A 14,628-nucleotide genomic window follows, 5' to 3' on the forward strand; every position below is an offset into this window, starting at 1 on the left:
CCTAATTTCTGTCGCACGACAGAAATAGCACCGGAGCCGGAGGTCCCGCGATGGCGACATCGACCACTTACGGAGCCCGCGATCACGCCCGCGCCCAGGAGGGCGCCCACGCCGAGGCCATGCCCGTGGTGCCGGCCGCGGACTGGCCGCGCCCGCCCCGTGAGGCGGGGCCCCTGGTCTGGGCCGAGACCGTCGCGGGCGGCAACTACACCCACCGCGTACTCGCCCGCGGCACCGAGCTGCGCCTGACCGACCCGCACGGCGACGCCTGCGCGCATCTGCTGCTGTACGCCGCGGACCGGCCCTGGGAGCGGCTCAACGTGGCCGACACGGTGAAGGTGCAGTGGAACGCCTATCTGGGTGAGGGCGTACTGCTCCTGTCCGACCAGGGCCGGGTCCTCGCCTCGCTGGTGGCCGACACCTCCGGCCGCCACGACGCCCTGTGCGGCACCTCCACCCTGGTACGGAACACCGAGCGGTACGGCGACGGCACCCCGCAGTCCGGCTCCCCCGCCGGACGGGAGCTGTTCAAGCTGGCGGCCGCGAAGAACGGGCTCGCCCCGCGCGATCTGCCGCCGTCGCTCTCCTTCTTCCAGGGCGTGGAGGTCCGCGAGGACGGCGCCCTCGACTTCACCGGCTCGGCGGGCCCGGGCGCGAGCGTGACACTGCGGGCCGAGCAGGACGTGACCGTGCTCCTCGCCAACGCGGCGCACCCCGCCGACCCGCGCCCTGCCTACGTCAGCACCCCGCTGGAGGTGCTCGCCTGGCGGGCCGCCGCCACCGCCCCCGGCGACCCGCTGTGGGACGCCACCCCCGAGGGCCGCCGCGCCTTCCTCAACACCGCCGAATTCCTTGCCGCGAGGGGGCTCGTATGACCACCACCGTCGTTCCCGCCCGTGCCGCCTGGTCCTCCGTCGTCCGCGCCGGACAGACCCTCACCGTCACCGATCTGCACGGCAACCAGGCCGTCGACTTCCTCGTCTACGACGCCCACGACACCTCCGTCCGCTACAGCGCGCCCGACACGATCCACGCCCAGGGCAACGTCTTCCTGACCACGGGCACCGTGCTGATGTCGAACGAGCACACCCCGCTGATGACCGTGGTCGACGACGAGGTGGGCCGCCACGACACGGTCGGCGGCGCCTGCTCCAAGGAGTCCAACACGCTCCGGTACGGCCACCACACCTGGTCCCAGCACGCGTGCGTGGACAACTTCCTCGCGGAGGGCGCCCGTCACGGGCTGGGCAAGCGCGACCTGGTCTCCAACATCAACTGGTACATGAACGTGCCGGTCGACAAGGACGGCACCCTCGGCATCGTCGACGGCATCTCGGCACCCGGCCTGAAGCTGACCCTGCGCGCCGAGTGCGACGTCCTCGTCCTCGTCTCCAACTGCCCGCAGATCAACAACCCCTGCAACGGCTTCGAGCCGACCGCGGTGGAGATGACGATCGGGGCCACCGGATGACCTTCGACACCCTCCTCGTCGCCAACCGGGGCGAGATCGCGGTACGGATCATCCGCACCGCCCGCGAACTGGGCCTGCGCACGGTCGCCGTGTACTCCGACCCGGACCGCTCGGCACCCCATGTGCGGCTCGCGGACGAGGCCGTACGGCTGGGGCCCGCGCCCGCCAAGGAGTCGTACCTGGACGCGGATCTGGTGCTGAAGGCGGCCAAGGACACGGGGGCGGGGGCCATCCACCCCGGATACGGCTTCCTGTCCGAGGACGCGGCCTTCGCACGGCGCTGCGAGGAGGCCGGGATCGTGTTCGTGGGCCCGACGCCGGAGCAGCTGGAGCTCTTCGGCGCCAAGCACACGGCACGCGCGGCGGCCGAGACGGCGGGGGTCCCGCTCGCGCCGGGGACGGGACTGCTGGCCTCGCTCACGGAGGCCCTCGCGCAGGCCGAGGCCATCGGCTATCCCGTCATGCTCAAGGCGACCGGCGGTGGCGGCGGTATCGGCATGTCGGCGTGCCGCTCCGGCGAGGAGCTCGCGGACGCCTGGGAGCGGGTGCAGCGCGTCGCTGCCGCCTCCTTCTCCTCCGCTGGTGTCTTCCTGGAGCGCCTGGTCGAACGTGCCCGCCATGTGGAGGTGCAGGTCTTCGGCGACGGAGAGGGCCGGGTCGTCACCTTCGGCGACCGTGACTGCTCCCTCCAGCGCCGCAACCAGAAGGTGCTGGAGGAGGCGCCGGCACCGGGACTGCCGGACCACGTGCGCGGGCAACTCGCTCGATCAGCGCGCGACTTGTGCGCCTCGGTCGGCTACCGCTCCGCCGGAACCGTCGAGTTCGTCTACGACGCCGCCCGCGAGGAGGCGTACTTCCTGGAGGTCAACACCCGCCTCCAGGTGGAGCACCCGGTCACCGAGGAGATCTACGGCGTCGACCTGGTCGCCTGGATGCTGCGGCTGGCCCGCGGCGAGGAGGGCGTCGTGCGCGAGCCGGACGCCCCGCGCGGTCACGCCGTCGAGGCGCGGATCTACGCCGAGGACCCGTCCCGCGAACACCGGCCCAGCGCGGGCCTGCTGACACGGGTCGAGTACCCGCCGGGCGTGCGCGTCGACGGCTGGGTGGAGACCGGTACCGAGGTGACGACGTCGTACGACCCGATGCTCGCGAAGGTGATCGCGTACGGCTCGGACCGGGCCCATGCGCTGCGGAGGCTCGACGAGGCGCTGGCCCGCACCCGCGTCGACGGCATCGAGACGAACCTGGGCCTGCTCAGGGCGGCGCTCGCAAACTCCCGTTTCACCGGCGCGACCCACTCGACGGCCACCCTCGCCGGGGTGCGCGACCGCACTCCCCGGATCGAGGTCGTCTCCGCCGGCACCCTCACCACCGTGCAGGACTGGCCGGGCCGCACCGGCTACTGGCAGGTCGGGGTGCCCCCGTGCGGCCCGATGGACGACCTGTCCTTCCGGCTCGGCAACCGGGCACTCGGCAACCACGAGGGCGCGGCGGGCCTCGAATGCACCCTCCAGGGCCCGTCACTGAGGTTCAGCCACGCCACCACCGTGTGTGTGACGGGAGCACCCGCACCGGTGACCGTGGACGGCTCCGCGGTCGCCCAGTGGGAGCCGGTGACCGTGCCCGCGGGAGCCGTCCTGGACATCGGGGCGCCGGTGGAGCACGGTCTGCGGACCTATGTGCTGTTCGCCCACGGTCTCGACGTACCCGCGTTCCTGGGCAGCGCGAGCACCTTCACACTGGGCCGCTTCGGCGGGCACGGCGGGCGCGCCCTGCGGACGGGGGACGTCCTGCACGGCGGAGGCCGGGTCGAGGGCAGGCCGGTCGACGACCCGCCCCTGTTCACCCGGACCTGGCACATCGGCGCCGCCGAAGGCCCCCATGCGGCACCGGAGTTCTTCACCGAGGACGACATCCACGACTTCTACGCCGCCGACTGGAAGGTCCACTTCAACTCGGCCCGCACCGGAGTCCGCCTCATCGGTCCCAAGCCCCGCTGGGCGCGCACCGACGGCGGTGAGGCGGGCCTGCATCCGTCCAACATCCACGACACCCCCTACTCCGTCGGCGCCGTCGACTACACGGGTGACATGCCGGTGCTGCTGGGCCCGGACGGTCCGTCGCTCGGCGGTTTCGTGTGCCCGGCGACGGTGCTCAGCGGCGAGCGCTGGAAGCTGGGCCAGCTGCGGCCCGGCGACACCGTGCGGTTCGTTCCGGTGGACGCCGACGGAGAGCCCCGGCCTCCCATCGTCGACGGTGGTGTCCTCGCCCGCGACGGCGATGTCACCTTCCGTCGCAGCGGCGACGACAACCTGCTCGTCGAGTTCGGCCCGATGCAGCTCGACCTGGCGCTGCGGATGCGCGTCCACGCGCTGATGGAGGCGGTGTCCGACGCCTGTCCGGACGGGGTCACCGACCTCACTCCCGGTATCCGCTCCCTCCAGATCCGGACCGACCCACGGCGGCTCCCGCAACACGAACTCCTCGCCGCGGTACGGGAGATCACCGCGTCCCTCCCCCCGAGCGACGAACTCGTCGTGCCCTCCCGGACCGTCCACCTCCCGCTGTCCTGGGACGACCCGGCCACCCGCGAGGCGATCGCCCGCTACATGGCGGGGGTACGGGACGACGCGCCCTGGTGCCCGTGGAACATCGAGTTCATCCGCAGGGTCAACGGCCTGGACTCGGTGAACGACGTCTACGACACGGTCTTCGACGCGGAGTACCTCGTCCTGGGCCTGGGTGACGTCTACCTGGGCGCGCCCGTGGCCACGCCCCTCGACCCACGGCACCGTCTGGTGACCACCAAGTACAACCCGGCCCGTACCTGGACCGCGGAGAACTCCGTCGGCATCGGCGGCGCCTACCTGTGCGTCTACGGCATGGAGGGGCCCGGCGGCTACCAGTTCGTGGGCCGTACGACCCAGGTGTGGTCGGGGTGGCAGCAGCGCGGCGCGTTCGAACCGGGGGCGCCCTGGCTGCTCAGATTCTTCGACCGGATCAAGTGGTATCCGGTCGACGCCGACGAACTCCTGGAACTGCGGGCCGACATCACGTCCGGGCGGTTCGTGCCACGCATCGAGGAGGGAACCTTCTCCCTCTCCGCCTACCAGGCGTTCCTCGCCGAGAACGCCGATTCCATAGCGGAGTTCAGGACCCGCCAGCAGACGGCCTTCGCGGCCGAGCGTAACGCCTGGGAGGCGGCGGGCGAGTTCGCCCGAGCGGACGCGGTGAGCGCTCCGGCCCCTCCCGCGGCGTCCGTCGAGATCCCCGAGGGCGGCCGGATCGTCGAAGCAGAATTCACGGCTTCCGTCTGGCAGTTGAACGTCGAGCCGGGTGACGAGGTCACCGTCGGCCAGCCGCTGCTCGCGCTGGAGGCGATGAAGATGGAGTCCAGGGTGCACGCGCCGATGGACGGCGTGGTGGCGGAGATCCTGGCGAGGCCGGGCGACCAGGTGGAGGCGGGAACGGCGCTGGTCGTCCTCGCTCCCGTGAACTGAAAGAGGAACACATGCTGTCCAGAGTCCGAGCCGCCTACGCACGTATCGAGGCGGTGGACCGCCCCGAGATCTGGATCGACCTGCGCCCACAGGACGAGGTCGAGGCGGAGGCACACGCCCTGGCCGAACGCGTGGCCGCCGGTGACCACCTCCCGCTGGCCGGTCGTCTCCTCGCCGTCAAGGGCAACATCGATGTCGCGGGGCTGCCCACGACCGCGGGCTGTCCTGCGTACGCCTACCGTCCCGCGGCCGACGCACCGGCGGTGGCACGGCTGAGGGCGGCGGGCGCGATCGTCCTGGGCACCACGAACCTGGACCAGTTCGCGACCGGCCTGGTCGGCACCCGCTCCCCGCACGGCGCGGTACGCAACGCCCATGACCCGGCACGCATCAGCGGCGGTTCCAGCTCCGGCTCGGCCGTCGCGGTGGCCCTCGGCATCGTCGACCTGGCCCTCGGCACCGACACCGCGGGCTCGGGCCGGGTGCCTGCCGCCTTCAACGGCATCGTCGGCCTCAAGCCCACCCGGGGCCTGGTACCGACGGCCGGCGTCGTCCCGGCCTGCGCCTCCATCGACTGCGTGACGGTCTTCGCCCGCACCCTCCCGGAAGCCGAACAGGCACTGTCGTTCATGACCTCGCCGCCGGACCGCGACCTCCCCCCACTCCCCCAGCGAGAGCCGGGACCGTGGCGCGTCGCGGTCCCGTCGCGCGACCAGCTCGGCGAACTGGACGAGGGGTGGGCGGAGGCGTTCGAGGCGGCGGTGCAGCAGCTCGTCATGGCCGGCGCGTCGATCCACCCCATCGACCTCTCCCCCTTCACCGAGGCCGCCGCGATGCTCTACGAGGGCGCCTTCGTCGCCGAGCGCTACACCGCGGTGGGGAGCTTTGTCGACAAGTTGACCTCGGAAGGCGGCGCCGGCCTGGACCCCACCGTCGCCGGCATCATCACCCGCGCCCGCGACATCCCGGCCCACCAGCTCTACGCCGACCAGGAGCGGCTCGCGGCCCTGCGGACCCGGGCCGAGGCCGAACTCGCTTACGCGGACGCGCTGTTGCTGCCCACCACGCCGGGCCACCCCACCCTCGCCGAGGTCGCCGCCGACCCGCTGGGCGCCAACGCCCGCCTCGGCCGCTTCACCAACTCCACCAATCTCTTCGACCTGGCGGCGGTGGCCGTCCCCGCGGGCGAGGTGACCGGTCTCCCCTTCGGCGTGATGCTGATCGGCCCGGCGTTCACGGACCAGCGACTGACACGGATCGCCGCACTGCTCCAGCCGCAGACTCAACTGGCCGTGGTCGGCGCCCACCTCTCCGGCCAGCCACTGAACCCCCAGCTCCTGGCCCTGGGCGCCCGCCTGGACCGCACGACCACGACAGCCCCCGTCTACCGGCTGCACGCACTGCGCACGACCCCACCGAAGCCGGGCCTGGAGCATGTCGGTGAGGGCGGGGCCGCGGTCGAGGCAGAGGTGTGGCGTCTACCGGCAGAGGGCCTGGGCCGCCTACTGGCCACCCTCCCCCGCCCGATGACCCTGGGCAGCGTGAAACTGGCGGACGGATCCGCGGTCCCCGGCTTCCTGTGCGAACCAAGCGCACTGAAGGACGCCGAGGACATCACGTCATACGGCAGTTGGCGGTCATATGTGAACGCCGAGTAGGGCAGCGCCCCTTCAGGGGCGCGGGGCTGTATCGATGTGCGGCTCCGCCGCGTGGGCGCGACCAGCCACAGCCACCCCGCGCCCGTCGGCGCACCGCTCACCCCACCGACGAGTAGGCGACAACCCCCCGCAGCAACTCGTCGACAGCCTTACGCGCGTTCTTCGCGACCGTGGACCCCTGCCCACCGGAAACCGGTGCCGCGGCCGAGATCTGCCCCAGCACATCGATCACCTGCTTGCACCACCGCACAAAGTCCCCCGCCGGCATGTCCGCCTCACGCAGCACCTCGTCGAGCCCCTTCCCGGAGGCCCACATGTACGCGGCCCAGGCAAACCCGAGATCCGGCTCCCGCTGCCCCACACCCTCGGTCTGGGTGATCCGGAAGTCCTCCTCCAGCGCGTCGAGCCGCCCCCAGATCCGCACCATCTCCCCGAGCGCGGCCTTCGCCTTGCCCGACGGCAGCTTGGGCGCCATCGCATCGTCACCGACCCGCGCCTCGTACACCAACGCGGAGACGCACGCCGCGAGTTCAGCGGGAGAAAGCCCCTCCCACACCCCGGCCCGCAGACACTCACTGGCCAGCAGGTCGAGCTCGCCGTAAAGCCGCGCCAGCCGCTTCCCGTGCTCGGTGACCTCGTCGCCGCGCAGATAGTCCAGCTCGGTCAGCAGCGCGACGATCCGGTCGAAGGTCCGCGCGATGGTGTTGGTACGGCCCTCGATACGCCGCTCCAGCTGCGAGGTGTCCCGCAGCAGCCGGTGGTAGCGTTCGGCCCACCGCGCATGATCCTCACGCTCGTCGCACCCATGGCACGCATGGGCCCGAATAGCCGTCCGCAACCGCGCGATCTCGCGGTCGTCCGCGGCCTGCGCCCGCTTCTTGCGAGCCCGCTCCGGCGGAATGTGCCCCGCCTTGGTACGCAGCGCGGAGGCGAGGTCCCGACGTGACTGCGGCGAGCGCGGGTTGAAGGACTTCGGGATCCGCATCCGCTCCAACGCCTCGACCGGCACCGGGAAGTCCATCGAGGCGAGCCGCTTGACCTGCCGCTCGGCGGTCAGCACCAGCGGGCGCGGCCCGTCGTGGTGCTCGAACCCTCGATGCCCGTTGGAACGCCCGGCGGGCAGCCCCGGATCCAGTACCAGGGCCAGCCCGGCGAACTTGCCCGTCGGCACATGGATGACGTCACCCGGCTTGAGCTTCTCCAGCGCCACGGCCGCCTCGGCCCGCCGCTCGTTGGCGCCCTGCCGGGCCAGCTCGGTCTCGCGGTCCTTCAGCTCGCGCCGCAGTCGCGCGTACTCCTCGAAGTCGCCGAGGTGGCAGGTCATGGACTCCTTGTAGCCCTCGAGCCCCTCCTCGTTGCGCTGCACCTGCCGCGAGATCCCCACGACCGACTTGTCGGCCTGGAACTGCGCGAAGGACGTCTCGAGGAGCTCACGCGAGCGGTGCCGCCCGAACTGCTCGACGAGGTTGACCGCCATGTTGTACGACGGCTTGAAGCTGGACCGCAGCGGATACGTACGCGTGCCCGCGAGCCCTGCCAGATGCTCAGGGCTGCTCCCGCGCTGCCACAGCACGACGGCATGACCCTCGACGTCGATACCGCGCCGCCCGGCCCGCCCGGTCAGCTGCGTGTACTCGCCCGGCGTGATGTCCGCGTGCTGCTCGCCGTTCCACTTGACGAGCTTCTCCAGCACCACCGACCGCGCGGGCATGTTGATGCCCAGCGCGAGCGTCTCGGTGGCGAACACGGCCTTCACCAGGCCCCGGACGAAGAGTTCCTCCACGACCTCCTTGAAGGTCGGCAGCATGCCCGCGTGATGGGCCGCGATGCCGCGCTCCAGGCCCTCCAGCCACTCGTAGTAGCCCAGGACGTGCAGATCCTCGGTCGGAATGGCGGCGGTGCGCTCCTCGACGAGGGCACGCACCCTGCCCCGCGCCTCGTCGTCGTTGAGCCGCAGACCGGCGTGCAGACACTGCTGCACGGCGGCCTCACAGGCGGCCCGGCTGAAGATGAAGGTGATCGCCGGCAGCAGCCCTTCGGAGTCGAGGCGCTCGATGACCTCGGGCCGCCCCGGGGTCCACACCCGCGAGCGCTGTCTGCGCTCCCGCTCCCGGTCGGCCTCGCGCATCGCACGGCCGCGTCTGCGGTCCTGGTAGGACGGGCGCTGCGCCTCCATGCGGGCCAGCCGCGTGAGGTCGGGGTTGACGGCCTTCTTCTGGCCCTCGCCCTCCTCGAACAGGTCGTACATCCGCCGCCCGGCGAGCACGTGCTGGAACAGCGGCACGGGCCGGTGCTCGGAGACGATCACCTCGGTGTCGCCCCGGACGGTGTCGAGCCAGTCGCCGAACTCCTCGGCGTTGGACACGGTCGCCGAGAGGGAGACCAGGGTGACCGACTCCGGAAGGTGGATGATCACCTCCTCCCAGACGGCACCGCGGAAGCGGTCGGAGAGGTAGTGCACCTCGTCCATGACCACGTACCCGAGCCCGAGCAGGGTCTGCGAACCCGCGTACAGCATGTTGCGCAGCACCTCGGTGGTCATCACGACCACCGGGGCGTCGGAGTTGACGCTGTTGTCGCCGGTGAGCAGACCGACCTTGTCGGCGCCGTAACGACGCGACAGGTCGGCGTACTTCTGGTTCGACAGCGCCTTGATGGGTGTCGTGTAGAAGCACTTCTTGCCTTGTTGCAGGGCGAGGTGGACGGCGAACTCGCCCACGATCGTCTTGCCCGAACCGGTGGGGGCGGCCACCAGCACGCCCTTGCCCGTCTCGAGCGCCTGACAGGCCTCGATCTGGAAAGGGTCGAGGCCGAAGTCGTACATCTCGCGGAAGTCGGCGAGCGCGGTGGCCTGCTCGGCAGCGCGCACGCGCGCGGCCGCGTACCGCTCGGCCGGTGAGAGGTCCTCTGTCATCGTGCTTTCGAGCGTACCGGGCCCCACTGACAACAGGACGATCATTATCCGGATCCCGTCTTGTCAAACACCGGGTCCGTGCACTTCAGAGCCCCGCGACGCGCACGGCCCCCGGAATGCAGCGCGCGGTCAGCGGCAGCGGCCCGAGCGGCTCCCCGTCGGCGTACCCGGTGATCCCCGCGGCCCTGATCTCGGCCTTCGCGGCCCGGTGCACGGTGACCTTGGCATGGTCGACGTGCGTGCCCCGGTACACGCTCGGGAACACCCTGAGCAGCGTGGCCCGGCTGCAGTCCCCGACCACGGTGATGTCGAACAGTCCGTCGGTGAGGTCGGCGCCGGGACAGATCCGCATGCCGCCGCCGTACGACGATCCGTTGCCGACCGCGACGAGGGTCGCCTCGATCTCCCGGACCTCGCCGTCGTCCAGCCTGATCCGGTACGGGAAGGGCTTGAAGGCGGCCAGTTCGGCGATCATCGCGAGGTCGTACTTGAACCGGCCCGTCGGCCACCGCATCCGGTTGCCGCGGTCGTTGACCCGGGAGTCGAAGCCGGAGGCCAGGACGGTGCCGAACCAGCGGCCCTCGGCCCGCCCCAGGTCGATGTCGCGCAGGTCGCCGCCCTTGAGCGCCTCGGCGATCCGTCGGCCGGCGGCGGCCGGGTCCCGCACGGGCAGGCCCAGGGCGCGGGCGAAGTCGTTGCCGGTGCCGACGGCGACCAGGCCGAGTGGGGTGCGGGTGCCGGCGACGGCCTGGAGGGCCAGGTTGGCCATGCCGTCGCCCCCGACGGCGACCAGGGCGCCGGTGCCGTCCGCGACGGCGGCACGCGCGCGTGTGAGGGCGTCCTCGGCGTTCTCCCCGAGGACCGTACGCACGGAGAATCCGGCCGCCCGCAAAGCGGAAGCGGCCGGCTGCGCCGCGTGGGCGCCCCGGCCGCGACCCGCGGTGGGGTTGACGAAGAGGGTGATCTCGCTGGTCACGTCACTGACCCTACGAGCGGCCGCCCGATCTTCAGGTCACGTCGTCATAACCGTTGACCCGGTCCGGTGCCGACGCCTGCTCGGGCAGTGCCCGGCTGGCGGAGACCGTCTCGATCTCCCCGATGTCCTCGGGGGTGAGGTCGAGGTCGGAGGCCTCGTCGTCGGCGGGGCCCTCGGCATCGCGGCGGCGCCGACGCTTGTCGTTGATCAGGGAGAACAGCGTCGCGCCGAAGTACAGCACCCAGATGGGGCCGGCCAGTGCCAGCATGCTCAGCGGGTCGGTGCTCGGTGTCGCGACGGCGGCGAACACGGTGATACCCATGATCATTCCGCGCCACCAGCCGAGCATGCGCTTGCCGGTGATCATCCCGGTGAGGTTCAGGAAGATCAGCAGCAGGGGCAGCTCGAAGGAGAGGCCGAAGACGATCACCATGCGCGTGACGAGCTGGAGCAGATCGTCGAGCGGGAGCTGGTTGTCGATGCTGCCGCTCGGCGTGAACTCGATCAGCACCTTCGCGGTGGTGGGGAGCACCGAGTACGCGAAGTAGGCGCCGCCGATGAACAGCGGGGCACCCGTGAAGACGAAGGCGTAGGCGTACTTCTTCTCGTGCCGGTGCAGACCCGGGGCGACGAACGCCCAGAGCTGGTACAGCCAGATCGGCGAGGCGATCACGATACCGGCCATCAACGAGACCTGAAGGGCCAGGTTGAAGGGCGCGAGCAGACCGTTGATGGTGATCCGGGCGCACTTCTCGGCGGCCTCGTCGGGAGTCGACGACCTGGCGAGTTCCGCGAAGCTCTGCTCGCAGCCGATCGACTTCAGGATCGGATCCGTCAGGAAGTTGATGATGTCGTTGTAGAAGAAGGCGGCGACGATCGTCACGACGACGATGGCCAGCAGTGCCTTCGCGAGCCGGTTGCGGAGCTCACGAAGGTGATCCGCAAGGGGCATCCGCCCCTCGGGATCCTTCTCCTCATTGCGGGCAGACTTCAGCAACCCACGTTCCCATCTCATGCAGCGGGCCGGAGGTCACCGGCCCTGCGTCAGCGCTTGGTCGTGTCCGTCGGCTCGGTGACCGGGCGGGAGCTGGTCACGTCGCCGGGGGCGGCCTGGATGGTGCGCTGGACCTGGGGCTGCTGGTCGTCCTGGGGCGGGGCGGACGCGGCGGTCGCGTTGTCCTGGCCCTCGGACTTCATCGCCTTCGCCTCGCTCTTGAGGATGCGGGCGGACTTGCCGAGCGAGCGCGCCATGTCGGGAAGCTTCTTCGCGCCGAACAGCAGAATGATGACGACGAGGATGAGAATGATCTCGGGGGCGCCGAGCCTTCCGAACATAAGTCTTTACCTTCTCACCGAGGCGGCTGGGGTGGGGTGCTGTGCTGTCCGACCGGTCGGACAGGTGTCCGAACGATCGTGTTGTCAGCGATCGTAACGCTCAGGGGTGAACGTGAGGCAATCCCCGTGCGTACTCCCGGTCCGCGAGCCGGGCCTCGTTCTCCGGTCCGCGACCAGCAGCGTACCTGCCCGGCCCCCCGGGATGACAGGGCGAAGTGACCCAAAACGCTTCCGGCGCAGGACTCACATCCCGCGCACAGCGGGACTCACAACGTGTCCACAGAGCGGGCGGTGCTCACCGCGGCCCGCTCCAGATCCTCCGCGGCCCTGCCGATGCGCTGCGCCGACTCCGCGACCTGCCGTCCCAGCCGCTGCGCCTCGAGGAACACCCGCACGGCGAGCACGCCGAGCACGACGAGACCCAGGAAACCCACAGCGATCGCGAACATCGGCCAGAACATGGTGCCGAGCCTAGAGGGTGGAGTGGAGCCGCAGGGTGCTGACCCCGCCCCCGGTCAGCAGCTCCACGATCCGCTCCCCCGCGGGCTTGCGGACGGAGGCGGCGCAGTCTGGGCAGGTGAAGGAGTAGAAGGTGGTCTTGCTGGTGGCACCGACGACCAGCCGCAGGGCCCCGGCCGCGAGCTCGAACCGGCCGCGGCAGTCCGGGCAGCCCGCCCGGAACACCATCGGGGACACGCTCCGCATTCCCGAGAACGCGGACGACACCGACATCCCCTTGACACCAGACGTCGCCGACTCGCTCAAAGCTCCTGCTCCTGCCTGTCGTCGTTCGTGTGAGTTCGGTGTGAACCCGGCGTCTCGACCCCGTCGTACGCCGCCAGCGCCTCCCGGGCCGCCTGCCGGGCGCTGTCGGCGAGCTCGGGCGGCGAGACGATACGGCCGTCGCGGCCGAGCCGCAGCGCCAGGCGCCGCAGGGACGTCGGATCGGGGGTGCGCAGAGTAATACGCAGTCCGCCGTCGGCGAGCTCATCCGCACTGTCGTGCGGGTAGTACTCGGCGACCCAGCGCCCGCCCGGGCTCACCTCGACGACGACCTCCGGGTCCTCGGCGGCCGGCTGCACCAGCGCCTCCGAGAGGTCCCGCAGTTCTATCTCGGGCGGCGCCGACGGCTCGTCGAGGATCTTGATCTCGGCGACCCGGTCGAGCCGGAAGGTGCGGCGCGCCTCGGAGCGGCGGCACCAGGCCTCGACGTAGGTGTGACCGACGCTGACCAGGCGGATCGGGTCGATCTCGCGCTCGGTGACCTCGTCGCGGGCCGGTGAGTAGTAGCGGATCCACAGCCGGCGCCGCTCGGAGATCGCACGGTCGACGTCCGCGAAGACCCCGCCCTCGGACTCGAAGGTCACCGACAGCCGGGAGCTGGCCCCCGCCTGCTCCCCCGCCGCGGTCTCCACCTTCGCCGTGGCCCGCAGCAGCGCCTGCCGGTCGCCCTCGCGCAGCCCGGGCAGGGTCGAGACGGCCCGGGCGGCGACGAGCAGCGCGGTGGCCTCGTCGGCGGCGAGCCGCAGCGGCTCGGCGACGTCATCGGGGTTGTGCCACCAGATGCGCTCGCCGTCGGTGTCGATGTCGAGGAGGTCCCCGCCGCGGAAGCTGGTGCCGCACATGGGCAGCACATCGAGGTCGGAGACGAGCTCGTCCTCGGTGATCCCGAAGGCACGGGCGACATCCTCGACGCGGGCGCCGGGCCGCTCCTTCAGATACGTCACCAGGGAGAGCATCCGCCGGGTCTGGTCGATGGCGTTGACGGGCCTGACCGGTTTGCCTGCCACTGTGTTGCTCGCTCCCCCTCAGCCCTTGGCCACGGCACGCAGCCGGTCCACCACGTCGGCCCGCAGTTCGGCGGGTTCCAGGACGACCACGTCCGGCCCGAACTCCACCAGCCAGGCGTCCAGCCCATGGCCGTACGGAATCTCCAACTCATCCCACCCGTCGCCCAGTTCCCGCACCGCGGTGGCCTTCGCCCGCAGCGGGTAGCCGGCGCCCGTGCGCAGCCGGATCAGCGCGCTGCGGTCGGCGCTCTCCCCCGCCCAGCTCGCGACGGTCTCGCGGACGGTCACCACGTCGGGCACCTCGGCGGTGAAACGGGCGCCGCGCGAACGGACCTTGCCGGTGATCCGGGACAGCCTGAAGACCCGCTCCGCACCGCGGTCGCGGTCCCAGCCCGCCAGATACCAGTGGCCGCGCCAGCACTCCAGCGCCCACGGCTCGACATGCCGGGTCTCGGGGTGCGCGGCGGTGGCCTTGCGGTACTCGAAGACGACCGGACGGCGGTCGCGGCAGGCCAGCATCAGCGGCTCGAACGCGGCCTCGTGCACGGGGATCCGCGGCTCGAGGGCGCCATGCGCCTCGTACGGGTCGAAGTCCTCGGGCAGCCCGGCCGCCCGCAGCTTCTGCAGGGCGCCGCTGGCCGCGCCCGCGAGCCGTGCCTGCTGCCACACCTTGGCGGCGAGCCCGAGGGCGGCGGCCTCCTCGGCGTCGAGGGTGACGGGCGGCAGCCGGTTGCTGTCGCGGCGGGCGAGATAGCCGACGTCGCCGTCGAGGTTCTCCACGGTCTCGATGACAAGCCCGAGTTCGCGCAGATCGTCCTTGTCGCGCTCGAACATCCGGTTGAAGCTGTCGTCCGAGTTCGCTTCCAGGTAGGCCTCGATGGACTGGCGCAGCTCACGCTTGCTCAGCGGCCTGCGCGTCCCCAGCAGACACAGCGCCAGGTTCATCAGCCGCTCGGCCTTGGCAATGGCCATCGACGCCCTTCG

Annotated in this window: 12 protein-coding genes; 4 read left to right on the forward strand and 8 right to left on the reverse strand. The window is 71.2% G+C overall.

The annotated features are described in order from the left end of the window. Window positions 1–50 precede the first annotated feature (50 nt). From ACIOHP_RS19060 to atzF, 4 genes are read left to right on the forward strand one after another with little or no spacing between them, the layout of a single operon-like run. Window positions 51–875 (forward strand): urea amidolyase associated protein UAAP1, encoded by an 825-nt coding sequence (locus ACIOHP_RS19060; RefSeq protein WP_401888791.1) that lies wholly within the window; start codon window positions 51–53, stop codon window positions 873–875. After that, window positions 872–1,471 carry an urea amidolyase associated protein UAAP2 gene (locus tag ACIOHP_RS19065; RefSeq protein WP_361553252.1) on the forward strand — a complete coding sequence of 200 codons (600 nt, stop codon included), beginning with the start codon at window positions 872–874 and terminating at the stop codon, window positions 1,469–1,471. The genes ACIOHP_RS19060 and ACIOHP_RS19065 overlap by 4 nt, the downstream gene beginning before the upstream one ends. Further along, window positions 1,468–4,971 carry a 5-oxoprolinase/urea amidolyase family protein gene (locus ACIOHP_RS19070; protein WP_401888794.1) on the forward strand — a complete coding sequence of 1,168 codons (3,504 nt, stop codon included), beginning with the start codon at window positions 1,468–1,470 and terminating at the stop codon, window positions 4,969–4,971. The genes ACIOHP_RS19065 and ACIOHP_RS19070 overlap by 4 nt, the downstream gene beginning before the upstream one ends. Window positions 4,972–4,982: 11 nt before the next feature. Then, on the forward strand, window positions 4,983–6,629 hold the full coding sequence (gene atzF, locus ACIOHP_RS19075) for an allophanate hydrolase (protein ID WP_401888797.1): 1,647 nt from the start codon (window positions 4,983–4,985) through the stop codon (window positions 6,627–6,629). Between the two features lie 97 nt (window positions 6,630–6,726). Here atzF and ACIOHP_RS19080 read toward each other — a convergent pair whose 3' ends face one another. From ACIOHP_RS19080 to ACIOHP_RS19115, 8 genes are all read right to left on the reverse strand, one after another. Then, on the reverse strand, window positions 6,727–9,588 hold the full coding sequence (locus ACIOHP_RS19080) for a DEAD/DEAH box helicase (RefSeq protein ID WP_401888799.1): 2,862 nt from the start codon (window positions 9,586–9,588) through the stop codon (window positions 6,727–6,729). Window positions 9,589–9,628: 40 nt separating this feature from the next. Then, window positions 9,629–10,519 carry a diacylglycerol kinase gene (locus tag ACIOHP_RS19085; protein WP_401888802.1) on the reverse strand — a complete coding sequence of 297 codons (891 nt, stop codon included), beginning with the start codon at window positions 10,517–10,519 and terminating at the stop codon, window positions 9,629–9,631. A 31-nt stretch (window positions 10,520–10,550) separates the two neighbouring features. Continuing rightward, the gene (tatC, locus tag ACIOHP_RS19090; protein WP_361553266.1) at window positions 10,551–11,516 is read right to left on the reverse strand and encodes a twin-arginine translocase subunit TatC; all 966 of its coding nucleotides are present in this window, start codon (window positions 11,514–11,516) and stop codon (window positions 10,551–10,553) included. Between the two features lie 47 nt (window positions 11,517–11,563). Next, window positions 11,564–11,854: a Sec-independent protein translocase subunit TatA gene (gene tatA / locus ACIOHP_RS19095; RefSeq protein ID WP_266833442.1), complete on the reverse strand. Its 291-nt coding sequence runs from the start codon at window positions 11,852–11,854 to the stop codon at window positions 11,564–11,566. Window positions 11,855–12,120: 266 nt separating this feature from the next. After that, the gene (locus tag ACIOHP_RS19100; RefSeq protein ID WP_327716051.1) at window positions 12,121–12,315 is read right to left on the reverse strand and encodes a hypothetical protein; all 195 of its coding nucleotides are present in this window, start codon (window positions 12,313–12,315) and stop codon (window positions 12,121–12,123) included. A gap of 10 nt (window positions 12,316–12,325) precedes the next feature. Beyond that, window positions 12,326–12,619, reverse strand: coding sequence for a hypothetical protein (locus ACIOHP_RS19105; protein WP_361553270.1), 294 nt, complete (start codon window positions 12,617–12,619; stop codon window positions 12,326–12,328). Next, entirely contained in the window at window positions 12,616–13,644 is a 1,029-nt protein-coding gene (locus ACIOHP_RS19110) for a WYL domain-containing protein (RefSeq protein ID WP_361486956.1), read from the reverse strand. The genes ACIOHP_RS19105 and ACIOHP_RS19110 overlap by 4 nt, the downstream gene beginning before the upstream one ends. Window positions 13,645–13,662: 18 nt before the next feature. Beyond that, a complete protein-coding gene (locus ACIOHP_RS19115) occupies window positions 13,663–14,616 on the reverse strand; it encodes a WYL domain-containing protein (RefSeq protein ID WP_361553273.1) in 954 nt (317 codons plus the stop codon). Window positions 14,617–14,628 lie beyond the last annotated feature (12 nt).

This window comes from Streptomyces sp. NPDC087859 (assembly GCF_044742595.1).
GTDB classification, from domain to species: domain Bacteria; phylum Actinomycetota; class Actinomycetes; order Streptomycetales; family Streptomycetaceae; genus Streptomyces; species Streptomyces canus_F.